The sequence below is a fragment of the Cellulosimicrobium sp. TH-20 genome (assembly GCF_002105775.1).
In the GTDB taxonomy this organism is placed as follows: domain Bacteria; phylum Actinomycetota; class Actinomycetes; order Actinomycetales; family Cellulomonadaceae; genus Cellulosimicrobium; species Cellulosimicrobium funkei.
The window spans coordinates 2,938,894-2,962,387 of sequence record NZ_CP020857.1 but is presented as its reverse complement, the minus strand read 5'-3'; the positions used below and the strand labels follow the sequence as shown (position 1 = coordinate 2,962,387).

General features: G+C 76.0%; 24 protein-coding genes and 1 pseudogene. 15 read left to right on the top strand and 10 right to left on the bottom strand.

Annotated features, from left to right (window positions below; genetic code table 11):
* Window positions 1-41 precede the first annotated feature (41 nt).
* The 5 genes from tatC to B8281_RS13075 all read right to left on the bottom strand — a co-directional run bounded on the left by tatC (window position 42) and on the right by B8281_RS13075 (window position 3,546).
* On the bottom strand, window positions 42-785 hold the full coding sequence (tatC, locus tag B8281_RS13095; protein WP_043660075.1) for a twin-arginine translocase subunit TatC: 744 nt from the start codon (window positions 783-785) through the stop codon (window positions 42-44).
* Window positions 786-821: 36 nt separating this feature from the next.
* The gene (gene tatA / locus B8281_RS13090; RefSeq protein WP_043660072.1) at window positions 822-1,115 is read right to left on the bottom strand and encodes a Sec-independent protein translocase subunit TatA; all 294 of its coding nucleotides are present in this window, start codon (window positions 1,113-1,115) and stop codon (window positions 822-824) included.
* Window positions 1,116-1,240: 125 nt separating this feature from the next.
* Window positions 1,241-1,567: a hypothetical protein gene (locus B8281_RS13085; RefSeq protein ID WP_034651635.1), complete on the bottom strand. Its 327-nt coding sequence runs from the start codon at window positions 1,565-1,567 to the stop codon at window positions 1,241-1,243.
* A gap of 10 nt (window positions 1,568-1,577) precedes the next feature.
* On the bottom strand, window positions 1,578-2,600 hold the full coding sequence (locus B8281_RS13080; protein WP_085387951.1) for a YafY family protein: 1,023 nt from the start codon (window positions 2,598-2,600) through the stop codon (window positions 1,578-1,580).
* Complete coding sequence (locus B8281_RS13075; RefSeq protein WP_232322567.1) at window positions 2,593-3,546, bottom strand: YafY family protein; 954 nt, start codon at window positions 3,544-3,546, stop codon at window positions 2,593-2,595. The genes B8281_RS13080 and B8281_RS13075 overlap by 8 nt, the downstream gene beginning before the upstream one ends.
* A 155-nt stretch (window positions 3,547-3,701) precedes the next feature.
* Here B8281_RS13075 and B8281_RS13070 point away from each other — a divergent pair, with 155 nt between their 5' ends.
* From B8281_RS13070 to B8281_RS19890, 8 genes are all read left to right on the top strand, one after another.
* Complete coding sequence (locus tag B8281_RS13070; RefSeq protein ID WP_085387950.1) at window positions 3,702-4,871, top strand: DUF3866 family protein; 1,170 nt, start codon at window positions 3,702-3,704, stop codon at window positions 4,869-4,871.
* Window positions 4,868-5,635, top strand: coding sequence for a DUF4129 domain-containing protein (locus tag B8281_RS13065; protein ID WP_085387949.1), 768 nt, complete (start codon window positions 4,868-4,870; stop codon window positions 5,633-5,635). Before B8281_RS13070 ends, B8281_RS13065 begins: the two co-directional genes overlap by 4 nt.
* The gene (locus tag B8281_RS13060; RefSeq protein WP_085387948.1) at window positions 5,632-6,168 is read left to right on the top strand and encodes a hypothetical protein; all 537 of its coding nucleotides are present in this window, start codon (window positions 5,632-5,634) and stop codon (window positions 6,166-6,168) included. The genes B8281_RS13065 and B8281_RS13060 overlap by 4 nt, the downstream gene beginning before the upstream one ends.
* A complete protein-coding gene (locus tag B8281_RS13055; protein WP_085387947.1) occupies window positions 6,165-7,163 on the top strand; it encodes a MoxR family ATPase in 999 nt (332 codons plus the stop codon). Before B8281_RS13060 ends, B8281_RS13055 begins: the two co-directional genes overlap by 4 nt.
* Window positions 7,160-8,509, top strand: coding sequence for a DUF58 domain-containing protein (locus tag B8281_RS13050; protein ID WP_085387946.1), 1,350 nt, complete (start codon window positions 7,160-7,162; stop codon window positions 8,507-8,509). The genes B8281_RS13055 and B8281_RS13050 overlap by 4 nt, the downstream gene beginning before the upstream one ends.
* Entirely contained in the window at window positions 8,506-9,060 is a 555-nt protein-coding gene (locus tag B8281_RS13045) for a hypothetical protein (RefSeq protein WP_144723204.1), read from the top strand. The genes B8281_RS13050 and B8281_RS13045 overlap by 4 nt, the downstream gene beginning before the upstream one ends.
* A 111-nt stretch (window positions 9,061-9,171) precedes the next feature.
* A complete protein-coding gene (locus B8281_RS13040; RefSeq protein WP_043654965.1) occupies window positions 9,172-9,750 on the top strand; it encodes a Dps family protein in 579 nt (192 codons plus the stop codon).
* Window positions 9,751-9,920: 170 nt separating this feature from the next.
* Complete coding sequence (locus tag B8281_RS19890) at window positions 9,921-10,409, top strand: VOC family protein (RefSeq protein WP_081600015.1); 489 nt, start codon at window positions 9,921-9,923, stop codon at window positions 10,407-10,409.
* A gap of 75 nt (window positions 10,410-10,484) precedes the next feature.
* Here the strand turns inward: B8281_RS19890 and B8281_RS19885 are convergent.
* A pseudogene (locus B8281_RS19885) lies at window positions 10,485-10,880 on the bottom strand (hypothetical protein); the annotation flags it as partial.
* 284 nt (window positions 10,881-11,164) lie between these two features.
* On the opposite strand from B8281_RS19885, the gene argG reads away from it, so the two are divergent.
* Window positions 11,165-12,610 carry an argininosuccinate synthase gene (argG, locus tag B8281_RS13025; protein WP_085387943.1) on the top strand — a complete coding sequence of 482 codons (1,446 nt, stop codon included), beginning with the start codon at window positions 11,165-11,167 and terminating at the stop codon, window positions 12,608-12,610.
* A gap of 71 nt (window positions 12,611-12,681) precedes the next feature.
* On the top strand, window positions 12,682-13,338 hold the full coding sequence (locus tag B8281_RS13020; protein ID WP_085387942.1) for a YigZ family protein: 657 nt from the start codon (window positions 12,682-12,684) through the stop codon (window positions 13,336-13,338).
* A gap of 459 nt (window positions 13,339-13,797) precedes the next feature.
* Here the strand turns inward: B8281_RS13020 and B8281_RS13010 are convergent, their stop codons facing one another.
* Window positions 13,798-15,219: a UTP--glucose-1-phosphate uridylyltransferase gene (locus B8281_RS13010; RefSeq protein ID WP_085387940.1), complete on the bottom strand. Its 1,422-nt coding sequence runs from the start codon at window positions 15,217-15,219 to the stop codon at window positions 13,798-13,800.
* A 92-nt stretch (window positions 15,220-15,311) separates the two neighbouring features.
* Here B8281_RS13010 and B8281_RS13005 point away from each other — a divergent pair, with 92 nt between their 5' ends.
* A complete protein-coding gene (locus tag B8281_RS13005; RefSeq protein ID WP_085387939.1) occupies window positions 15,312-16,853 on the top strand; it encodes a lipase maturation factor family protein in 1,542 nt (513 codons plus the stop codon).
* A 60-nt stretch (window positions 16,854-16,913) separates the two neighbouring features.
* Here B8281_RS13005 and B8281_RS13000 read toward each other — a convergent pair whose 3' ends face one another.
* Complete coding sequence (locus tag B8281_RS13000; RefSeq protein WP_085387938.1) at window positions 16,914-17,534, bottom strand: L-threonylcarbamoyladenylate synthase; 621 nt, start codon at window positions 17,532-17,534, stop codon at window positions 16,914-16,916.
* Between the two features lie 73 nt (window positions 17,535-17,607).
* Window positions 17,608-18,588, bottom strand: coding sequence for a threonine/serine dehydratase (locus B8281_RS12995; RefSeq protein WP_085387937.1), 981 nt, complete (start codon window positions 18,586-18,588; stop codon window positions 17,608-17,610).
* 94 nt (window positions 18,589-18,682) lie between these two features.
* Between B8281_RS12995 and B8281_RS12990 the strand changes: the two genes are divergently transcribed.
* A complete protein-coding gene (locus B8281_RS12990; protein WP_232322566.1) occupies window positions 18,683-19,624 on the top strand; it encodes a LysR family transcriptional regulator in 942 nt (313 codons plus the stop codon).
* 19 nt (window positions 19,625-19,643) lie between these two features.
* Here the strand turns inward: B8281_RS12990 and B8281_RS12985 are convergent, their stop codons facing one another.
* The gene (locus B8281_RS12985; RefSeq protein ID WP_085387936.1) at window positions 19,644-20,498 is read right to left on the bottom strand and encodes a UbiA family prenyltransferase; all 855 of its coding nucleotides are present in this window, start codon (window positions 20,496-20,498) and stop codon (window positions 19,644-19,646) included.
* Between the two features lie 108 nt (window positions 20,499-20,606).
* On the opposite strand from B8281_RS12985, the gene B8281_RS12980 reads away from it, so the two are divergent.
* Genes B8281_RS12980 through B8281_RS12970 form a run of 3 tightly spaced genes read left to right on the top strand, consistent with a single transcriptional unit; the run spans window position 20,607 to window position 23,460 of the window.
* Window positions 20,607-21,785 (top strand): type III polyketide synthase, encoded by a 1,179-nt coding sequence (locus B8281_RS12980; RefSeq protein ID WP_085387935.1) that lies wholly within the window; start codon window positions 20,607-20,609, stop codon window positions 21,783-21,785.
* The gene (locus B8281_RS12975; protein ID WP_043654944.1) at window positions 21,782-22,333 is read left to right on the top strand and encodes an isoprenylcysteine carboxyl methyltransferase family protein; all 552 of its coding nucleotides are present in this window, start codon (window positions 21,782-21,784) and stop codon (window positions 22,331-22,333) included. The genes B8281_RS12980 and B8281_RS12975 overlap by 4 nt, the downstream gene beginning before the upstream one ends.
* Complete coding sequence (locus B8281_RS12970; protein WP_085387934.1) at window positions 22,330-23,460, top strand: NAD(P)/FAD-dependent oxidoreductase; 1,131 nt, start codon at window positions 22,330-22,332, stop codon at window positions 23,458-23,460. Before B8281_RS12975 ends, B8281_RS12970 begins: the two co-directional genes overlap by 4 nt.
* Window positions 23,461-23,494 lie beyond the last annotated feature (34 nt).

Here is a 23,494-nt window from a genome sequence, read left to right as displayed (position 1 = left end):
GCGGCCCCCGCGCCCGGTGGGGCGCGGTCGGGGCGGGGTGCTCACAGGGCGAGCCGGGCGGCGTCGCGCTGGTCGACGCGCCGGTCGTGCAGGACGGAGATCCCGTAGGCGAGGAAGTACAGGGCGCAGATGGGCAGCGCGACGCAGAACATGGTGAGCACGTCGGGCGTGGGCGTCATGATCGCGGCGAACAGGAACGAGATGAGCACGGCCCAGCGCCACCCGGCGAGCCACGTCGCGGCGCGCACCACGCCCATCGTGTTGAGCGCGACCATGATCACGGGCACGAGGAACGCGATGCCGAACGCGAGCATGAGGCGCATGACGAACCCGAGGTACATCTGGGCGTTGATGAGGTTCGCGCTGCCGTCGGGCACGAACTCGTTGAGGAGCGCGACCGCGCGCGGCAGCATGACCCACGCGAGCGCGACGCCGGCGAGGAACAGCGGGACGGCGGCGCCGATGAACCCGAACGCGTACCGCTTCTCCTTGGACGTCAGGCCGGGCGTGATGAACGCGAAGAGCTGGTACAGCCACCACGGGCTCGACAGCAGGACGCCGAGGAACAGGGAGACCTTGACCTTCATGTCGATGGCCGTGGCGACGCCCTCGAAGTTCAGGCCCGTCAGGACGTTACGGCGCTCGGCGGCGTCGACGAGCGGCTGCTGCAGGGCCTGCAGCACCGGCTCGTACACGATCCACCCGACGACGGCGCCCAGGACGATGCCGATCGCGGCGAGGAAGAGGCGCTTGCGGATCTCGACGAGATGCTCGCGCAGGGGCATGCGCCCCTCGGGGTCGCGGGGAGTGCGGGACACCGACTACGCCTTGGGGGTGTCGTCCTGCGTGGACGACGCCGTGCCCCCCGTCACGCTCGTCGCACCCGTGCCCGTCGCGCCGGTGGTGGTGCCGGTGCTCGTCGTCGCGGTGGTGCCCGACGGCGTCGTGGTCGTCGTCGTGTCGTCGTCCTCGCGCAGGTCCTTGACCTCCTTCTTGAAGATCTTCAGCGACTGGCCGACGGAGCGCGCCATGTCGGGGAGCCGCTTCGACCCGAAGAGCAGCAGGACCAGGAGGATGAGGACGACGATCGTCGCGGGGTGACGAAGGATGTTCACGGCGGGAACCTACTACCTACTCGTGGGCGGCCAGGGGCGACGTTGCTCTTCGCGCCATCATAGGTCACGGTCCTTGCGCCCCGAGGCGTCGCCCGAGCGCCGTGCACGGTCGGGACGGGTGCCCGTCAGGCGTTGAACCGCCGCCAGCGGGACCACACCTGCTCGTCGCGGCGGCGCCGCTGCACGCGCCGCTCCTCGCGGTCCGCGCGCAGCACGTCCACCCGGGCGCGCAGCTCGACCGGGTCGTCGAACAGCGTGGGCGCGGTCGAGGGCTGCGCCTCCTGCTGGGCGCGCGCCAGCTCGTCCGCCCGCGCACCGAGGTCCGCCGCGACCTGCGACGCGCGCGACAGCTCGCGTCCCAGGCCCTTGACGGAGCGCCACAGGCGCCGCGCGAGGAAGAACGCGCCCACCAGGGTGCCCACCACGAGCACCGTCCACACCCAGAACCACATGCCGCCCACCCTAGTCAGCGGGCCGCTCGCCCGAGCGCCCGCTCCCCTCGTGCGGTGCCTCACCCGGCGCGTCGGCGGGCAGGTGGGCGTACGCGGCCAGGGCGGCGCTCGCGGCCTCGCGCACGTCCTGCGCGACGGCGGCCGGCTCGACGGCCAGGACGTGGCGGGCGCGCTCGGTGAGGAGCTGGCGCAGCCACACCGGGTTGGTGACGCGCAGCCGCACCTCGAACGCGCCGCCCGGCAGGTTGCGCACCGACTCCACGGGGACCTGCTCGGCCACGGCGCGCGCGGGGCTGGCGAACGTGATGGTCGCGAGGGGCGCGTCCCCGGTGGGCGTGAAGTCCACGTCGGGGTCGACGTCGTGCCCCTCGACGGCCTGGTCGAGCTCGGTCGCGGCCAGGATGCGGTCGACGCGGAACGTGCGCCGCCCGCGGGCCCGGTGGCACCACGCGAGCAGGTAGGCGTGCTCGTCCTGGGTGTGCAGGGACACGGGGTCGACCTCGCGCTCGGACTCCTCGTCCGCGGCGGTGACGTACCGGATGCGCAGCCGGTGGCCCGCGACGAGCGCGCTCGTGATGGCCGCGACCACGCGCGGGTCGCCCTCGGGTGCGAGCTGCACGTCGAGCGCCGCCGCGGCCTCCCCGGTCGCGTCGGTCAGCTTGCGCAGCACCGACTCCACGACGCCCGCACGCTCCGGGTCGGCCTGCACCGCCGCCGTCTCCCGCATCGCGCGCAGCGCCGCGATGAGCGCGACCGCCTCGCGCGTGCCGAGCCGCAGCGGACGGGTCATGCCACGGGCCTCGGTGAGGCGCACGACGCCGCGCTCGATCGAGTCCGCGTCGAAGTCGATGAGGTCGTCGGGCCAGTACCCGGGCGTGCCCGACACCCACAGGGCGTCGACGTCGTCCAGGACCTGGCGCTCGCTGACGCCGAAGTGCCGCGCGAGCTCGCCCACCGGCACCGGGCCCGCCCCGTCGAGGTACGCCACGATGCCCAGCAGGCGCACCAGCCGGTCGTCCGCGCGCTCAGCCACGCTCCACCTCCGCCTGCCCGGCGCCGTCGGCCGGGCCCGTCGCCAGTCCCGCCGCGTCGCGCAGCCGCCGCACGACCGCCTCGCGCAGGTCCGGCGGGCCCAGCACCAGCACCGCGTCCCCGTACCCCACGACCTCGTCCGCCATCGCGTACCGCACGTCGTACGCCACCTCGATCACGTCGCGGCCCGCGCCGTCGCCCGCGCGCGCGTCCGGCACCGAGCCCACGACCGTACCGCGCGCCCGCAGCGCCCCCGCGCGCTCGGGCACCACCGCGAGGCGCGCCAGCCCGCCCGCGTCGCGCGTGCCCAGCGCCGCGTCCACGTCCACGTGCGCCGGCACCTCGAACGCGTCCCGCGGCCCCGACGCCCGCACACGGCCCTCCACCCGGCTCAGCCGGTAGGACCGCGGCGCGCCCCGGTCCAGGTCAAGGCCCACCAGGTACCAGCCGCCGCGCCGCGCCGCGATGCGCCACGGCTGCACGCGGCGCGGCCGCACCTCGCCCGTGCTCGCCGCCCGGTACGTGAACGACACCACGCGCCGCGCCGAGATCGCGTCCATGAGCGTCGCGTACGCGTCCCCCACCGCCCGCACCCGCGGCGCCAGACCCGCCACGACGTCCATCGCGGTCTCGCCCGCGCCGGCCGCCCGCAGCTTCGTCAACGCCCGGGAGATGTCCGTCCGCAGCGTCTTGTCCTGCCAGAACTGCGCCGCCAGCGCCAGCACCCCCAGCTCCGCCGGCGTCAGGTCCACCGCCGGCAGCGCGTACGCGTCCTGGTCGATCCGGTACCCCACCTCGTCCGCGTGCCCGCCCGCGTCCACCGTGACGATCGGGATGCCCAGGTCGCGCAACGTGTCCTTGTCCCGCTCGAACATCCGTTCGAACGCGTCGGGCGAGGGGGCGTCCCCGTACCCCGCCACGCTCGACCGGATCTGCTGCTTCGTCATCGACGCGTTCGTGTTCACCAACGCGATCACCAGGTTCAGCAGACGCGCCGCAGGGTTCGTCGACGAACCCCCCGACGACGACGCGACGGAGGACGCGGAGGCAGCAGTGGGCTCGGACATCGGCACCACGCTAGTCGGTCGATAGGGTGTGCCGCGTGATCACGTGGCGGACCGCGACCGTGGTGTCGCACGCGAAGGCCTGGACCGGAGCCCAAGAGCTCAACGTCAAGCTCCACACACCCCTGCCCGGACGCCCCGACGACCCCCACGCCACCGTGCGCGCCCTCGCCTACACCCAGCTCGTCGGCACCCCCCACCCCGGCGACCACGTCCTCCTCAACGTCTCCGCCCTCGCCCGCGGCCTCGGCACCGGCGGCTACGCCCTCGTCGTCGGCCCCGCCCAGCCCGCCACCCCCCTCCCGCCCGACCCCACACCCGGCCCCGGCCACCTCGTCAAGGCCCGCTACACCCCCCTGCAAGCCCTCGTCCTCGGCGTCGACGAGCAGGAGTCCCCCCACCACGACACCCTGCGCGACGCCGACGACCTCGCCCACACCCCCGTCGTCGTCGCCGACCTCCACTCCGCCCTGCCCGCCGTCGTCGCCGGCGCCCGCCACGCCGCGGCGCTCGCAGGCCGCCCCACCCCCCGCATCGCCTACGTCATGACCGACGGCGGCGCCCTGCCCGCCGCGTTCTCCCGCACCATCGCCACCCTGCGCGACACCGGCTGGATCGACACCTGCATCACCGTCGGCCAAGCCTTCGGCGGCGACCTCGAAGCCGTCACCGTCCACACCGGCCTCCTCGCCGCCCACCACGTCACCGGCGCCGACCTCGTCGTCGTCGCCCAAGGACCCGGCAACCTCGGCACCGGCACCCGCTGGGGCTTCTCCGGCGTCGCCGCCGGAGAAGCCCTCAACGCCGTCGCCACCCTCCGCGGCCGACCCGTCGCCTCCCTGCGCGTCTCCGGCGCCGACCCCCGCGACCGCCACCTCGGCATCTCCCACCACTCCCTCACCGCCTACGGCCGCGTCGCCCTCGCCCCCAGCGACCTCCCCCTGCCCGTCCCCGCCCCCGACATCGAGAACCTCCCCGGCTGGGGCCCCGACCTCACCGCCCGTATCACCCACCAGGCCCACACCCTCGCCGCCCCCACCGGCCGCCACCACCCCGTCCACGTCCCCGCCGGACCCGACCTCCTCCACGCCCTGCACGACACCCCCGTCCGCCTGTCCACCATGGGCCGCGGACTCGACACCGACCCCGCCGCCTTCCTCACCGCCGCCGTCGCCGGCGCCCACGCCGAGTCCCTCAGACCCGCATGACCACCACGCAGGGGGACCACGACCACCGCCGGCCCGGCCCGGCCCGCTTCACCGCCGTCACCGCCCTGGCGCTCGCGGCCGTCCTCGCCGCCGCGACCAGCGCCCCCTGGAGCTGGGACGCACCCGCCTGGCTCAGCAGCCTCGCCCGCGACCCCACCGGCCCACCGCCCGAGAACGTGCCCCAGGAAGCCGCCACCGCACCGCAACGGATCGAGATCCCCGTCGACGCGACCGGCATGTCCTTCGACACCTACCTCCTGTGGTTCCTCGGCGCCGTCCTCCTCGTGGTCCTCGTCGTCCTCGCACGCCGCCACCTCCCACGGCTCCTCGTCCGACGACGCCACCGCGACCTCCTCCTCGCCCCACCCGGCGACACCGCACACCTCCCACAGGACCAGGTCGTCCCCGAGCTCCGCGACGCCGTCCACCGCGTCCGCACCCACCTGAGCACCCCCGACGCCGACCCCCACGACGCCGTCGTCGCCGCCTGGGTCGCCCTCGAGCACGCCGCCGCCCGCGCCGGCACCCGACGCGACCCCGCCCAGACCCCCACCGAGTTCACCACCGCCGTCCTCACCAGCACACCCGCCGACCCCCACGCCGTCGCCACCCTGCGCCGCCTCTACCACCGCGCACGCTTCGGCGAGAACCCCCTCGGCACCACCGACCTCGACGCCGCCCGCCACGCCCTCACCCGCATCGCGACCGACCTCGGCGCCCCACCCGACACCGCCGCCCCCACCGACCACCGAGCACGACCGTGAACCCCCGCGCACACCGGACCCGCCTCCGCCCCACCCACCGGACCACCCTGCGCACCACTGCCACCGTCGTCGGGCTCGGCATCCTCCTCACCACCCTCGGCGCCTCCCCCGCCCACACCCTCACCCTCACCGCCCTCGGCATCGCCGCCACCCTGCTCCGACACCGCACCGGCTACGCCGGCGACACCGTCTGGCCCCACCTCCCCACCCACCGACGCGACGGCAACCGACGCGACGTCTCCGACCTCGGCTGGTCCGTCCTCGGACGCGACGGACGCGTCACCCCCTCCGCAGCACGCCGCATGCGCCACCTCACCGACCAGACCCTCCACCGCCACGGCACCGGACCCCTCCACGACCCCACGGCAGCACCCGACATCGCCCGCCTCCTCGGCCCCCGCGTCGCCCGCACCACCCACGACCTCACCACCACCGGACGCCTCCCCACCCCCGCCGAGCTGCGCGCCTGGCTCACCGCCCTCGACCGCCTCCCCACCACCCCGGACCGCCCCGACGAAGGGACACCCCGATGACCACCCACCCCGGTACCACGCCGCCCGCGACCCTCGACGTCCCCACCGTCGCCGCGCACGGCCACGCCGTCCTCGACGAGGTCGCCACCGCCGTCGTCGGAGCCCGCGAACCCCTCACCCTGGCGCTCGCGGCCGTCCTCGCCGGGGGCCACGTCCTGTTCGAGGACGTGCCGGGGCTCGGCAAGACCCTCGCCGCGCGCAGCCTCGCGCGCGCCCTCGGTCTCGACTTCACGCGCCTGCAGTGCACGCCCGACCTGCTGCCCTCGGACGTCACCGGCTCCTCCGTGTACGACCCCGCGACCCGGACCTTCGAGTTCCGGCCCGGGCCCGTGTTCACCGGGCTCCTGCTCGCCGACGAGATCAACCGCACCGCCCCCAAGACCCAGTCCGCGCTGCTCGAGTCCATGGCCGAGCGCCAGGTCACCGTCGAGGGCACCACGTACCCGCTGCCCCGGCCCTTCCACGTCGTCGCGACGTCGAACCCCGTCGAGCACGAGGGCACCTACCCGCTCCCGGAGGCCCAGCTCGACCGCTTCATGGTCCGGCTGTCCGTCGGGTACCCGGGCCGCGACGAGGAGCGCGAGGTCCTCGCCCGCCGCATCGCGCGCCGGCACGACGACCCCGTCGTGCGCCAGGTGGTCGACCGCGACACCGTCCTCGCCATGCAGGCCGCCGTCGAGCAGGTCGACGTCCACCCCGACGTCCTCGCCTACTGCGTCGACCTCGCCGCCGCGACCCGCACCCACCGCGACCTCGAGGTCGGCGCGTCGCCCCGCGGTTCCCAGAACCTCGCGCTCCTCGCGCGCGGCGTCGCCGTGCTCGACGGGCGCGACGTCGTGCTCCCCGAGGACGTCAAGCGCGTCGCCGTCCCCGTCCTCGCGCACCGCCTCACCCTCACGCCCGGCGCCTGGGCCGCCGACCTGCGCCCCGAGGCGCTCGTCGACGACCTCCTGCGCACCGTCCCCGGACCCGCCACCGTCGGCCGGGCCGCATGACCGGCCCCGGGACGCCGGACCCCGACGCGCCTCCGCCGTGGCGCACCACCGTCCACCTCGGTGCCGGCCTCCTCCTCGGCACCACGCTCCTCGCGCTCGGCGTCCTCACGCGCCGACCCGACGTGGCGCTCCTCGGCGTCGCGCCCCTCCTCGCCGCGGTCTGGGGCTGGACCCACCGGCCGCGAGGGCCCGTCACGCTCCGCGTCGCCCTCGACCCCGCCGCGGCTCCCGGGACCGTCACCGCGCGCACGCACGCCCACGTCCCTCCGGGCGTCGAGCTGCTGCGCCTGCGCGGCGTCGCCCCCGGCTGCCTCGTCACCGAACGCCTCGTCGACGTCACGCGCGGCTCGCGCGACCTCGCCTGGCACGCCCCGTCGGTCCGCACCGGCCCGACCGACACCCTGCGCGTCGACCTCGCCGCCTACGGGCCCGACGGCGTCGAGGAGCAGCCTCCGCACGTCGCCGCCGGACCGCGGCGCCTCGTCCTGCCCCGCGCCACGCCGCTCGGCCGCACGCCCCTGTCCTCCCGCCTGCGCGGGCTCTCCGGTCCCCGCACCTCCCGCCGGCCCGGAGGCGGCACCGAGCTCCGCGACGTCGACGCGTACCGCCCCGGCGACCGCCTGCGCCGCATCGACTGGCGCGCCACGGCCCGTCGCGCACCCGACCTCGACACCCTGTACGTCCGCCGCACCTACGGCACCGCCGAGGCCACCGTCGTCCTCGTCGTCGACTCCCGGGACGACGTCGCCCCCGACCTCGCCACCTGGAACGGCGTCGGCGAGCAGCGCCCCGACGAGCCCACGTCCCTCGACCTCGCACGGCACGCCGCCGCGTCCGTCGCGCACGCCGTCCTCGCCGACGGCGACCGCGTCGCCCTGGACGACCTCGGTCGCCTCGCCCGACCCGTCCGCGCCGGCGGCGGACGACGCCACCTGCGCCGCATCCTCCACGGGCTCGCCCTCGCCCGGCCCGTCGGCGACCCCACCGCGCGCCACCGGCCGCCCCAGGTCGCGGCCGGCGCCGCCGTCTACCTCTTCTCCACCCTCCTCGACGACGAGGCGCCCCGCCTCGCCCACCAGTGGCACGACACGGGCCACGTGGTCGTCGTCGTCGACGTCCTCCCGCCCGTCAGCGTCGCCGACGTCGACGAGCACGTCGCCGTCGCCTGGCGCATCACCCGCCACGAGCGCGAGGCCCGCATCCACGACCTGCGCCGCCGGGGCGTCACCGTCGTCCGCTGGTACGACGGCACCCCCGACGCCGACGGCGCCCGCGGCGCGCTCGAGCTCGCCGCACGACGCCTCGACCGGCACCCCGCGGGCGCGACCCCGGGCGGTCGGCCATGAGGATGCCCACACGCCGCGAGACCGTCACCGCCGGGCCGCCGCCCCGGCTCGTCGTCGAGACGGGCCCCACGTTCCCCGCGTGGACGGCGCGCGCCGCCCTGCTCCTCCTCGCGACCGGGTTCGGGGCCGCCGCCCTCCAGACGACCGGGCTCGCCCCGTCCTTCGTGTGGGGCGTCGCCGTCGGCCTCGGCATCGTCACCGCGTACCTCCCTGCCCCGCCCGTGCCCCACCTCCTCGTCCTCGTCGGCGGCGTCGTGCTCCTCGTGGACGGCACCGCGCCCTTCGACCCCGCCGTCCTCGCCCTCCTCCCGCTCGGGCACCTCGTGCTCCGCGCCGCATGGTGGAGCGATCACGTGCCGCCCGGAGCGCGCGCCGAGCTGCGCGCCCTCGCACCCGACCTGCGCCGCGTCGTCGTGCTCCAGGCCGCGCTGCTCGTCGTCGCGCTCGCCGTGCGGTCGGTCGCGCTGGCCGACGTCTCGTCCGCGGTCGCGGCGGCGCTCGGTGGCCTCGCCGTGCTCGGCGTCGTCCTGCTCGTGCGGCCGCGGGACTGAGCACTCGTCCTGCGAGGACCGCGCCCCGGCACCACGATGGACGCAGACGGCACCCGCGCCGTCGTCCCGCCGCCGTCCCGGCGCGCGTCACCGACCCCGAGGAGGCAACCCATGGCTGCTCGTTCCGACCTGCCGAAGTACACGGTCCCGTCGCTCACCCCTGAGGAAGGGGCCCAGGTCGCCGGGATCCTCCAGGAGCGGCTGCACGCGCTCAACGACCTGCAGCTCACGCTCAAGCACATCCACTGGAACGTCGTCGGCCCGCACTTCATCGCGGTCCACGAGATGATCGACCCCCAGGTCGACGCCGTCCGCGCGATGGTCGACGCGACCGCCGAGCGCATCGCGACCCTCGGCGTCTCCCCGCAGGGCACGCCCGGCGCGCTCGTCGCCGCCCGCACCTGGGAGGACTACTCCCTGGGTCGCGCCTCGACGATCGCGCACCTCGGCGCCCTCGACGAGGTGTACGTCGGCGTCATCACGGACCACCGCGAGGCAGCGGCCGCGACCGAGGAGCTCGACGACGTCACCAACGACCTGCTCATCGGGCACCTGCACGACCTCGAGCTCTTCCACTGGTTCGTCCGCGCGCACCTCGAGTCGACGGGCGGCGACCTCTCCACCGAGGGTGCGCGCACCGAGGCCGGCGCCGCGCGCAAGGCCGAGGAGGCGGCGGCCGGTCAGCCCTGACCCCGCTCCCTCTCCACCGCCGTCGTCCCGACGGCGACCGGGCCCCGCCACGCGAGTCGTGGCGGGGTCCTCGCTTTTCGGGGCTGGTTGGTGAGCTGTTCGCTCGGGGTGCTGGTGGTGTTAATGCGCTTGGCACACTATTTATTTTGAGAGGAGCGTAAGGTCGCGGCATGACCGATCCGCACGCCGCACCGCCGCCCGTCCGCCAGCTCCGGCTCGTCGTCGAGGCGGAGGACTACGACGCCGCCCTCGCGTTCTACCGCGACGTCCTGGGCCTCCCCCAGCAGATCGCCTACGCGGACGGCGAGGACGACCGGGTGGCGATCCTCGACGTCGGGCGCGCGACGCTCGAGATCGCCTCCCCCGGGCACGTGCGGGCGATCGACGACCTGGAGGTCGGGCGTCGCGTCGCGGGGCACCTCCGGGTCGCGCTCGAGGTGGACGACGCCGGGGGCGCGACCGACCGGGCCGTCGCCGCCGGGGCGTCGCTCGTCGCCCCGCCGACGCGCACGCCCTGGGGGTCGCTCAACTCACGCCTCGACGCCCCCGCCGGCCTCCACCTCACGCTGTTCCAGGAGCTCGGCGGCGAGGAGGGCGTCCCGCCCGGCGTCGTCGCCGAGACCGGGCCCGGCGACGATCCCGCTCCCCGCCGGGGCTGACGCCTCGACCCAGGCCCGCCGGACCTGCTCGAATCGCGTCGGGAGCGGCGCCCGCACGGCCCCGTAGCGCGCGTTCGTGCGGTGCACGAACCGCCGCCACGACAGCACGAGGCCCTGCTTCGTGATGGGCAGGCCGCTGGACACCGTGACGCCGTTGTCGTGCGTGTGGTGGACCGTGAGCAGCAGCGCGCGCGGCACCGACCCCTCGAGGTCCGCCGCGAGCACCTTCCGCACCGCCATCCAGCGACGCAGCACGACGACGACGCTCGCGCTCAGCACGTGCTCGCGCACCGTGCGGTGCTTGCCGTGCGTGAGCACGACCCTCCCCTCCCCCGCGCGCTCCGTCGCCGGGCCGAGGTCGATCGCGTCGACCGTGCAGCGCAGCAGGTCGCCGTAGCGCGCGCCCGTGGCGCGCGTGAGGCCGGCGATCACCGCGAGGCGCACGGTCTCCGGCTTCGCGGCCTCGACCATCGCCTCCGTCGCCAGCAGGCGCCACACCCACTCGGCCTCGTCGAGCGTGACGGTGGGGCGCGGGTAGCGGGACGCGGTGCCGGTGCCGGTGCTGGTGTCGGAGGTCGGTCGGCCCGTCGTGTCCGGGCTGGTGGGTGGCGTCGCGTCGTCGGGCATGGGTGGACCCTACCGCTTGGCACACTTTTTGTGTCGAGAGCGACTGGCGGGCGTGTCGCCGCCAGGCCCGCCGCGGCTCCCTGAACACCGAATTGAATACGTATGCAGAATGCTGCATACTCGTGTCCATGTCCAAGGTTCTCACCTCCCTGCCCGTGGGAGAGCGCGTCGGGATCGCGTTCTCCGGGGGCCTCGACACGTCCGTCGCCGTCGCGTGGATGCGCGACAAGGGCGCGGTGCCGTGCACCTACACCGCCGACATCGGCCAGTACGACGAGCCCGACATCGGCTCCGTGCCCGGTCGTGCGACCGCCTACGGCGCCGAGATCGCGCGCCTCGTGGACTGCCGCGCCGCGCTCGTCGAGGAGGGTCTGGCCGCGCTCGCGTGCGGCGCGTTCCACATCCGCTCCGGCGGACGCGCGTACTTCAACACCACTCCCCTGGGCCGCGCGGTCACGGGCACGCTCCTCGTCCGCGCGATGCAGGAGGACGACGTCCAGATCTGGGGCGACGGGTCGACCTTCAAGGGCAACGACATCGAGCGGTTCTACCGCTACGGGCTGCTCGCCAACCCGCACCTGCGCATCTACAAGCCGTGGCTCGACGCGGACTTCGTCGCGGAGCTCGGCGGGCGCAAGGAGATGTCGGAGTGGCTGCTGGCCCACGACCTGCCGTACCGGGACAGCACCGAGAAGGCGTACTCCACGGACGCGAACATCTGGGGCGCGACGCACGAGGCGAAGACGCTCGAGCACCTCGACACGGGCATCGAGACCGTCGACCCGATCATGGGCGTACGGTTCTGGGACCCGGCGGTCGAGATCGCGACCGAGGACGTGACGATCGGCTTCGTCCAGGGCCGTCCGGTGACGATCAACGGGGAGGAGTTCGAGTCGGCCGTCGCGCTGGTCCAGGAGGCCAACGCGATCGGCGGCCGTCACGGGCTCGGCATGTCCGACCAGATCGAGAACCGCATCATCGAGGCCAAGAGCCGCGGCATCTACGAGGCCCCCGGCATGGCGCTCCTGCACGCCGCGTACGAGCGCCTGGTCAACGCGATCCACAACGAGGACACCCTCGCGCAGTACCACACCGAGGGCCGCCGCCTCGGCCGCCTCATGTACGAGGGCCGGTGGCTCGACCCGCAGGCGCTCATGATCCGCGAGTCGCTCCAGCGCTGGGTCAGCACGGCCGTCACCGGCGAGGTCACGCTGCGCCTGCGCCGCGGCGAGGACTACTCGATCCTCGACACCACCGGGCCGGCGTTCAGCTACCACCCGGACAAGCTGTCGATGGAGCGCACCGAGGACTCCGCGTTCGGCCCGATGGACCGGATCGGCCAGCTCACCATGCGCAACCTCGACATCGCCGACTCGCGGGCCAAGCTCGAGCAGTACGCCGGCATCGGGATCGTCGGCACCACGCACGCGGCGCTCATCGGCGCCGTGCAGGCGTCCACCGAGCTCATCGGCGCGATGCCCGAGGGCGGCGCCGAGGTCATCGCGTCGCGCGGCATGGCCGAGGGCGACGACGCGCTCCTCGACCGCGCCGCGATGGAGTCCGGCACGGACTGACCGCCACGACGCCCACCGACGGCGCCCGGGTCGACGACCGACCCGGGCGCCGTCGCGGCTAGGCTCGCAGGGTGAGCGCGGGCACCGGGGAGCTGTGGGGGACGATCGCCGGACCCGTCGACCACGAGCTGGTCGTCAAGAAGTCCCGCTTCCTCGCGCACCTCTCCCCCGTCCCGTCCGTCGCCGCGGCCGACGCCGTCGTCGCGCGCGTGCGCAAGGAGCACTGGGACGCGCGCCACCACTGCGTCGCGCTCGTCGTCGGCCCGCACGCCGACCAGCAGCGCTCCACCGACGACGGCGAGCCCTCCGGCACCGCCGGCATCCCCATGCTCGAGGTGCTGCGGCACCGCCACGTGACCGACGTCGTCGCCGTCGTCACGCGATACTTCGGCGGCGTCCTGCTCGGAGCCGGCGGCCTCGTGCGCGCCTACTCGAGCGCGGTGAGCGAGGCGCTCGACCTCGCGCGACCCGTGCGCCGCGCCGTGCTCACCGCGGTGCACGTCGACGCCCCGCACGCCGACGCCGGGCGCCTCCACGGCGTCCTGCGCGACTGGTGCGACCACCACCACGGCACGCTCGAGGGCGTCGACTACGGCACGACGGCCGCGTTCACCGTCCTCGTCCCCCCGGCCGAGCTCGACCGGTTCGACGCCGACCTCGCCGCCGCGTCGTCCGGCGCCCTCGTCGCGCGCCGGGGCGACAGCCGCGTCGTCGACGTCCCCGCCTGAGCGCGCCCGCGCAGGAACCCCGCACACCGCGAGGTAGAGCCGTGGTCGGCCGAGGTAGAGCCGTAGTCCAGGGAGATAGAGCCGTAGTCGCGCGAGGTAGAGGCCCGGTCACGCGAAGAAGAGCCGTCGTCGCGCGAAACCGATCTGCCCGCAGACCGACGATTGCTCGCTCGACCCGTCGGCGCAGGCGACCACGACAAGCCGGGCCGCCACCGCCGTCGGGCCGAGAGCCGAGGCGAGCCGAGGCGAGCCGAGGGCAGCGCACCCGCCCGGCGCGTGCAGCGCCCGACCGACCACGCCTCTACCCCGGCCGACCGGGCCTCTACCTCGGCCGACCACGCCTCTACCCCGGCCGACCGGGCCTCTACCTCGGCCGACCACGCCTCTACCCCGGCCGACCTAGCCTCTATCCCGGCCGACCACGCCTCTACCTCGGCCGACCCAGGCTCTCCCCCGGCGTCAGGCGCTGACGCCGTCCGGGCCGACGACGGCGCCGTCGGGGACGCGGGCGGAGCCGCCCGGGTCGGCGAGCTCGGCCTCGCCGGTGACCGTCACGCCGGAGCCGAAGGTCCAGTCCCCGCGCACCGTGAGCGAGCGGGCCGCGCGCAGGGACGGGGTGCCGTCGTCGAACCGGGCGTCGAACGCGGCGATGGTCTTGTAGTGGGCCGGGTCGAGGTCCACGAACGGCGCGTCGGTGCGCGCGACGAACCGGTACGCGTCGTCGAGGTCGTAGACGTCCGAGCGGAGCACGAGGAGGTCGTTCGTCGTCTTCACCGGCAGGAACCGGTCGCGGCCGACCTCGATCGCGACGGCGCCGTCGAACACCTCGACCGCGGCCCCCATGGCGGACTCGATCTGCACGACCTCGGCCGACGACGGGTCGGTCGGGTCGACGGTCTTGGTGTTCTTGATGAGCGGGAGCTCGAGCACCCCGCCGGTGCGGTCGAGCTCGGCCGACAGCGCCTCGAGGTCGAACCACAGGTTGTTGGTGTTGAAGTACCGGTGCCGGCTGATGTCGGCGGCGGCGTCCTGGTCCTCGGCCGGGGTCTGCGCCGTCTCGCGCAGGACGAGGCGCCCGTCGCTGCGGCGCACGACGAGGTGGCCGCCCTTGCGGTCCGCGGGCGTGCGGCGCGCGACCTCGGCGGCGAACGGCGCCCCGCTCGCGGCGAACCAGCCGGCCATCGCGGCGTCGGGCGCGGCGCCGAGGTTGTCGGAGTTCGAGACGCTCGCGTAGCGGTACCCGGCGTCGAGCAGCGCGCGCAGCGCGCCGGACGCGTAGAGGGCGGTGTACAGGTCGCCGTGGCCGGGCGGGCACCACTCCAGCTCCGGGTCGGCGGGCCAGTCGACGGGCGTGAGGTCGCTCGCGAGGATCTTGGGCTCGCGGTTCTGCAGGAAGTCGAGCGGGAGGTCGCCGACGGCGAGGTCGTCGTGCGGGGCGAGCGCGGCGAGCGTGTCGGCCTGCGTGCGGAACGAGTTCATGAGCAGCAGCGGCAGCGGCGCCCCGGTCGCGCGCCGCGCGGCGCGCACCTGCGCGACGATGACGTCGAGGAAGGTCAGCGGCCCGCCGTCGGGGTGCTGGGGGTCGGCGTCGCGCACCGTGAGGAGCGACTTGGCGCGGTCCATGCCCATCGACGTGCCGAGCCCGCCGTTGAGCTTGATGACCGCCGTGCGGCGCAGCGCCTCGCGGGCGGCGTCCTCGGGCACCTCGAGCTCGTCGCGGTGCGTGACGTCGGTGAGCGGCTCGACGTCGGCCTCCGGGATCATGCCGGTCGCGCCGGACTCGAGGAGCCGGTAGAAGCGGGCGAAGACGTCGATGGCGGCGGGCGCGACGCCCGCGTCGCGCATGCGGTCGGTGGACTGGCTCAGGCCCTGGCTGCTCATGCCCCGATGGTAGGGGCGCGACGCGGTCGTGGCCCGGCGCGGGGACGGCCGGACCGCGGGTGAGACAGGGCTCACAGCCCTACCGTGGGCAGATGGCGGACGTCCTGCCCGACGACGTGGCGACCTGGCTCGGGTCGTGGTTCTGGGCGCCCGGCTACGACGTCGCGCGCGAGGTGCTGCAGCGCGGCACGGCGGCGATCCTCGTCGTCGCGTTCCTCGTCGTCGTGCGGCAGTGGCGCCCGCTGCTGGGCGAGCGTGGGCTGCTGCCCGCCGCGACGTTCGTGGCGCGCACGACGTGGCGCGACGCCCCGAGCGTGCTCCGGTGGCGGTGCTCGGACCGGTTCGTCATCGCGCTCGCGTGGGGCGCGGCAGGACTGGCGGCGCTCCTCGTCGTGGGGGTCCCGCAGCGCGGGCCGTGGTGGCTGACGACGCTCGCCTTCCTCGTGCTGTGGGCCGTCTACCTGTCGGTGGTGAACGTCGGGCAGCGGTTCTACGGGTTCGGCTGGGAGTCGCTGCTGTGCGAGGTGACGTTCCTCGTGGGGTGGCTGGGCTCGTCCGGCGAGGGCGCCCCTCCCCCGCTGCTCGTGCTGCTCCTCGCCCGCTGGTGCCTGTTCCGGGTCGAGCTCGGCGCGGGACTCATCAAGCTCCGCGGGGACCGCGCGTGGCGGGACCTCACGGCCCTGGAATACCACCACGAGACGCAGCCCCTCCCCGGCCCGTTCTCGTGGCACGCGCACCACCTGCCGCGGTGGTGGCACCGCGTCGAGGTGGCGGGCAACCACGTGACGCAGCTCGTCGTGCCCTTCGCGCTCTTCGCGCCGCAGCCGGTCGCGAGCGTCGCGGGCGGGGTCGTGGTGCTCACGCAGGCGTGGCTGCTCGTGACGGGCAACTTCGCGTGGCTGAACTGGCTGACGATCGTGCTCGGGCTCGGCGTCGTGAGCGACGGCGCGTGGGCCGCGGTCGGATCGTGGCTCGTACCCGCGCTCGGGCGCGGCGAAGATCCGGCGCCCGACGGCGGCGCCGCCCTGGGCGGCCCGGTCGCCCTGGTCGTGGCGGTGCTCGCGGTGTCGGTGCTCCTGCTCGTCCTCGGCGTGCGCCCGGCGCGCAACCTCGTCGCGCGTCGGCAGCTCATGAACGCGAGCTTCGAGCCGTTCCGGCTCGTCAACGCGTACGGCGCGTTCGGCTCGGTCTCGCGGCGTCGCGACGAGGTGGTCGTGGAGGGGACGACGGCCCGCTCCCCCGGTCCCGACGACTGGGTCGAGTACGCGTTCCGCGGCAAGCCGGGCAACGTGGGGCGCCGCCCGCCGCAGGTCGCGCCCTACCACCTGCGGCTGGACTGGCAGATGTGGTTCCTCGCGCTCGGGTCGCCCGGCACGCGGTGGTTCGAGGTGCTGCTGCTCCGGCTCCTGGAGGCCGACCGCCCGACCCTGCGCCTGCTCGCGGCGGACCCGTTCGCCGACGACCCCGACGGCCCCGCCCCGCGGTGGGTGCGGGCCCGCGTCTTCCGTTACCGGTACACGACGCGCGCCGAGCGGCGACGCACCGGCGACTGGTGGGTGCGCGAGGAGCGCGGGGCGCTCGTCGACCCGGTGGACCGCGAGCGGCTGCGGCTGCTCCTGGGCCCGCGGGCCTGAGCGGCCGGCGGGCGCGGCCGATCCCGTCCGGGGTGGCCGCGACGACGGCCCGGCAGTGTCCTACTCGAAGCGGGACGGGTCGCCCGCGCCGACGCGCACGACCTCGGGGGCGCCGTCGGAGAAGTCGACGACCGTCGTCGGCGCGCTGCCCCGCTCGCCGCCGTCCACGACCGCGTCGACGACGTGGTCGAGCTCCTCCTTGATCGCCCAGCCGTCGGTGAGCGCCTCGGTCGAGCCGGGGAGGATGAGCGAGCTCGACAGGATCGGCTCCCCGAGCGCGGCGACGATGGCCTGGGCGACGGTGTCCCCGGGGATGCGGACGCCCACGGTCTTCTTCTTGGGGTGCGCGAGGCGGCGCGGGACCTCGGACGTCGCGCGCAGGATGAAGGTGTACGGGCCCGGGGTGGCCGCCTTGATCGACCGGAACGCCGCGTTGTCGACCATGACGAAGTGGCCGAGCTGGGCGAAGTCGGCGCACACGAGCGTGAAGTGGTGCCGGTCGTCGAGGTGGCGGATGCGGCGGATGCGGTCGGCACCCTCGCGGTCGTCCATGCGGCAGCCGAGCGCGTAGCCGGAGTCGGTCGGGTAGGCCACGAGGCCGCCGTCCTCGAGGAGGGCGACGACCTGCGCGATCGCGCGCGGCTGCGGGTTGTCGGGGTGCACGTCGAGGTAGCGGGCCATGGGGCGAGCCTAGGCCCGGGTCCGCGGTCCGGCCGCCGGGACCGCCGTCGTCGCGCGCCCCGCCCCGAGGCGGCTAACGGGGCAGGTGCGCGGAGACGCGGCGCAGCTCCGCCGGGCTCGCGTTCCCCCCAGAGCAGACGACGCCGACGCGGCGCCCGGCGAACCGGTCGGGGTCGGCGAGGACGGCGGCGAGGGCGGCCGCGCCTGCGCCCTCGGCGACGGTCCGCGCCGCGGTGAGGTAGAGCGCGGCGGCGCGGTCGATCGTGTCGTCGTCGACGAGGACGAAGTCGTCGAGGTGCTCGCGCAGGACGGCCTGGGTGAGCGCGAAGCCGGTGCCGGTGGCGAGGCCCTCGGCGCGCGAGGTGTTGGGCCGGGCGACGAGGTCGCGCGCGCGCCACGAGTCGTGCGCGGCGGGCGACGCGGCGGACTGCACGGCGACCACCTCGAGCCCGGGGGCGAGCGCCTGGGCGACGAGGCAGGCCGCGGCCGCGCCGCTCCCCCCGCCCACGGGGACGACGAGCACGTCGAGGTCCGGCGCGTCGGCGAGGAGCTCGAGGTACGCCGTCGCGACCCCGGCGACGAGGAGGGGCTCGTTCGCCGCGCTGACGAGCCGGGACCCGTCCTCGGCCGCGAGCGCCGTGGCGTGCTCGCGGGCGTCGTCGAAGGTGGTGCCGGTGAGGACGAGGCGGGCGCCGAGGTCGCGGACGGCGTCTGCCTTGGTGGGGTTGGGGTGGGTGGGCATGACGATGGTGCAGGGGGTGGCGGTGGTGCGGGCTGCGTGGGCGACGGCCTGGGCGTGGTTGCCGGTGGAGAAGGCGGTGACGCCGTGGGTGCGCTCGTCGGGGGTGAGGCGCAGGAGGAGGTTGAGGGCGCCGCGGACCTTGAAGGCTCCGGTGGGCTGGTGGTTCTCGTGCTTGACGACGACGTGGGTGCCGGTGGCACGGTCGAGCGCGGGGTAGCTGCGGGTGGGGGTGGGCTGGAGGTGGGTGGCGAGGAGGCGGCGGGCGTCGAGGACGTCGCGCATCGTGGGCGGGGCGAGGTCTGCGGGGGGCATGGGTCCACGGTGCCGCGAGGCGTCTCATCGGTCCAATGCCTGTTCTGTGGCGACCGATCGACGGGATCTATGCTTCGCGCAGGAGGGTGTGGACGTGGACCTGACGCGGTTGCGGGTGCTGGCGGCGGTGGCGCGCGAGGGCTCGGTGACGGGGGCGGCGCGTGCGCTGCACTACGCGCAGCCGTCGGTGAGCCATCATCTGGCGCGCCTGGAGGCGGAGGTGGGGGTGCCGCTGACGGAGCGGCACGGCCGGGGCGTGCGGCTGACGGCGGCGGGTCGGCTGCTCGCGGCGCGGGCGGACGAGATCCTGGGGCGCGTGGGCGCGGCGCGCGAGGAGCTGGACGCCCTGGTGTCGTTGTCGGCGGGTCGGGTGCGTCTGGCCGCGTTCCCGTCGGCGCTGGCGACGCTGGTGCCCGACGTCGTGGGTCGCCTGGCGCGCGACCACCCGGGTCTGGGCGTGGGGCTGGTGGAGGCGGAGCCGCCGGAGGCGCTGGACGCGCTGCGGCGCGGTGCGGTGGACGTGGCGCTGGTGTTCGAGCACGACCGGTCGCCGCTGGACGTGGACGGGCTGCGCGCGGTGCCGGTGCTCGCGGAGGAGCTGTTCCTCGTGCAGGCGGGGGCCGGCCCGCACCCAGGCCCGCACCCGGGGACGCACCCCGGCACGCGCTCCGCCACGGACGGGGCCGCGGCGTCGTCCGTGGAGGGGGCGGTGGACCTCGCGCCGCTCGCGGACGCGGCGTGGATCGCGGGCTGCGAGCGGTGCCGGGCGGACCTGGTGGGCCGGTGCGAGCGGGCGGGGTTCACGCCGCGCGTCGCGTTCGAGACGGACGACTACGTCGCGGTGCAGGCGCTCGTGGCGTCGGGCGTGGGGGTGTCCCTGCTGCCTGCGCTGGCGCTGCGGGCGCACCGGGACCCGCGGGTGACGGTGCGGGCGCTGCCGGGGGCGGCGCGGCGCGTGCTCGCGGTCACGTACGGGGAGCGTCCGTCCCCGGGTGCGGCGGCCGTGGTCGAGGGTCTGGTGCGCGCGGCCGGCTGACCGTCATGCCGGCTGACCGTCAGCCGGGCACGACGACGGCGGGCGCCGCGAGGACGAGCAGCACGACGCACACGCCCGCGACGGCCATGGAGAGCGCGAACGGGGCGCGGCTGCGCGGGCGCACGACCCCGACGGCGCCGGCGGCGAGGGCGAGCACGACGGCGACGGCGCCCAGGGCCCACATCACGGGGCCGGGGGGCGTGGGCGGTGCGAGCACGACGAGCGCGGACGCCGCGGCGAGCAGCACGGGCGCGAGCACGGAGCTCGCGCGGCGCCCGAGCCGGTGCGGCAGGCCGCGCACGCCCGTGGCGGCGTCGTCCTCGAGGTCGGGCAGCGTGTTCGCGACGTGCGCGCCGACGCCGAGCAGCGCGGCGGCCGCGACGGCCCACGGGGCGGGGCGGCCCGCTCCGGGGGCGGCCAGCACGACGAACACGGCGAGCAGCCCGAAGGAGACGGCGTACGGGGCCCAGGACCACCACGTGGCCTTGAGCAGCGCGTTGTACGACCACGCGACCCCGACGGCGACGACGTGCACCACCCCGGGCAGCAGCCCGGTCGCGAGGGACAGCACGACGCACGCGCCGAGCGCCACGAGCGCCGCGGCGCGCAGGGTGGCCGCCGTGACGAGGCCCGTGACCACGGGCTTGTCGGCGCGGCCGACGGCGACGTCGCGGCGTGCGTCGAGCCAGTCGTTGGACCAGCCGACGGAGAGCTGGCCGGTGAGGACGGCGAGCGCGACGAGCGTCGTGGTGCGGGCGCCGGCGCCGATGCCCGCGGAGAGCGCGAGGGCGAACGCGGTGACCATCACGGTGGGCGGGAAGTGGCTCGCGACCACGAGGCCGCGCACGAGTCCTCGCGAGCGACCGGTCACCATGGCGGCAACCTAGCCCGCCGCCGGGTCGCGCGCCCGGCGCCCGGGCCGGTCGTCGCGGCTACCCCCTCCCCCCGCGCGGGCGGACCGGGCCGGTGGGACGATGCGGGCATGTCGCGCGTCGTCGCCGTCGGGACCTCGCTTCCCGCGCATGCGTACCGCCAGGACGAGATCTCCCGGGTCACGAGCGAGCTGCTCACCGACGACCCGGTGCGCCGTGCGCTCACGCGCCGGCTGCACGCCCACGCGGGCGTCGAGACCCGTCATCTCGCGCTGCCCCTGGAGGACTACGGCGGGCTGTCGTTCGGCTCCGCCAACGACGCCTTCCTCGCGCTCGGGACCGACCTCGCGGAGCAGGCGTGCCGCGCGGCGCTCGACGACGCGGGCCTGCGCCCGGACGAGGTCGACCACGTGGTCCTCACCACCGTCACCGGCGTGGGCGCGCCGACGCTCGACGTGCTCGTCGCGGCCCGGCTCGGCCTGCGACCGGACGTGCGCCGCACGCCGTCGTTCGGGTGGGGCTGCGCCGGGGGCGCCGCAGGCCTGGCGCGGGCGGACGACCTGCTGCGCGGGCGCCCGCGCGACGTCGCGCTCCTCGTCGCCGTCGAGCTGTGCTCCTTGACGCTGCAGCGCACCGACCCGTCGACGGCGAACATCGTGGCGTCGGGCCTGTTCGGCGACGGCGCGGGGGCGGCCGTCCTCGTCGGGGACGAGCACCGCCTCGCCCGCCGCCCGGGCCCGTACGGACGGGCAGGCGCGGGCGCGCGCGCCCGGGGCGTGCGCGTCGTCGACTCGCGCTCGCACCTGCACGCCGGCACGACGGGCGACCTGGGGTGGCGCGTCGGCGACACGGGTTTCGAGATCGTGCTGTCGGCGCGTCTGCCCGAGCTCATCGGGGCGCACCTGCTGGGCGACGTCAAGGCCCTGCTCGCCGAGCACGACCTCGAGCCGGGCGACGTCGGGGCGTGGGTCGTGCACGCGGGCGGCCCGCGCGTCCTGGACGCGGTGCGCGACACCCTGGGACTCGCCGAGGAGGAGCTCGCGCTCAGCCGGGCGTCCCTGCGCGACGTCGGGAACCTGTCGTCGGCGTCGGTGCTGCACGTGCTCGGCGCGACCCTGGCCCGCACGGACGTGCCGCCCGGCGCGCCGGCCGTCCTCATGGCGTTCGGGCCCGGGGTGAGCACCGAGCTCGTCCTGCTGCGGCTCGACGGCCGCGGCCCCCGCCGGGCGCACGGGCCCGGTCACGCGGCCGGGCACGCGGTCGCGCGAGCCGAGGAGGGCCAGGGATGAGCCTCGCCTGGTACGTGGTGCTCGTCGGTGCCACCGCCGTCGAGCGGCTCGCCGAGCTCGTCGTCTCGGCGCGCAACGCCCGCTGGTCGTTCGCCCGGGGCGGCGTCGAGTCCGGCCGCGGCCACTTCCCCGCGATGGTCGCCCTGCACACGGGGCTGCTGCTCGCGTGCGTGGCCGAGGCGTGGCTCGCCGACCGGCCGTTCCTGCCGTGGCTCGGCTGGCCCATGCTCGTCCTCGTGCTCGCGAGCCAGGGCCTGCGCTGGTGGTGCATCGCGACCCTCGGGCCGCGGTGGAACACGCGCGTCATCGTCGTGCCGGGCCTGCCGCTCGTCGCGCGCGGCCCCTACCGGTGGCTGCGCCACCCCAACTACGTCGCCGTCGTGGTCGAGGGCGTCGCGCTGCCGCTCGTGCACTCGTGCTGGATCACGGCCGTCGCGTTCACGCTGCTCAACGCCGTGCTGCTCGCCCGCTTCCGCATCCCCGCCGAGGAGAGCGCCCTCGCCCGCGCGACCGCGGGCGGCGCCGCCGCGCACCCGGCCGTGCCGTGACCCCTCCCCGGTCGACCGCACGCCGCGCGACCGACCGCGACGTCGACGTGCTGGTCGTCGGCGGCGGGCCCGTCGGGCTCGCCGCCGCCCTGCACGCCCGCCGCGCCGGGCACGACGTCCTCGTGGTCGACCGCCGCGCGGGCGTCATCGACAAGGCGTGCGGCGAGGGCCTGCTCCCCGGCGCGCTCGCCGCGGTCCTCGCCCTCGGCGTCGACCCGCCGGGCCACCCGCTCGCCGGCATCAGCTACCGCGACGCCACCCGCCACGCCGACCACCCGTTCGCCGCCGGCCCGGGCCGCGGCGTGCGGCGCACCGCGCTGCACGCCGCCCTGCGCGAGCGCGCGCTCGCCGAGGGCGTCACGATCGAGCACGCCACGCTCCGCGCGCTGCGCCAGGACACCCGCGGGGTCGACGTCGTGCTCGGCGCGGCGCGAGCACCCGCCGGGGAGAACCCGGGGCCGGACGGCGGCGCGGACGAGGTCGTGCGGGCCGCCCGCGTGCTCGGCTGCGACGGGCTGCACTCCACCGTGCGCCGCCTGACCGGGCTCGACGCCCCGCCGCACGGGCGCGCCCGGTTCGGCCTGCGCACCCACTACCGGCTCGCCCCGTGGAGCGACCTCGTCGAGGTGCACTGGGCACCGCACGCCGAGGCGTACGTCACCCCGGTCGCGCCCGACGTCGTCGGCGTCGCCGTCCTCACCCACCGCGACGGCGCCCGCGGCGCGCCCCCGGACGCGCACCACGGGCTCGACGCGTTCGGCGAGCTCGCGGACCGCGTGCGCGACGCCCCCGTGCTCGGGCGCGTCCGCGGCGCGGGGCCGCTGCGCCAGCGTGCCCGACGCCGCACCGCCGGGCACGTGCGCCTCGTGGGCGACGCGTCCGGGTACGTCGACGCGCTCACCGGCGAGGGCGTGCGCGTCGGGCTCGCCCAGGCCGAGGCCGCCGTGCGCCACCTCGACGACCCGGCCGCGTACGAGCGCGCCTGGTCCCGCGCCACGCGCGACTACCGCGTCCTCACCTCCGGCCTGCTCGCCTGGGCGGGCAGCCCCGCCCGCCGCGCGATCGTGCCCGCCGCGAGCGCCGCGCCGTGGCTGTACGGGGCGGTCGTGGAGCGCCTGGCCCGCTGACGCGCGGCTCCGTGCCGGTCGCGGTACCCGCCCG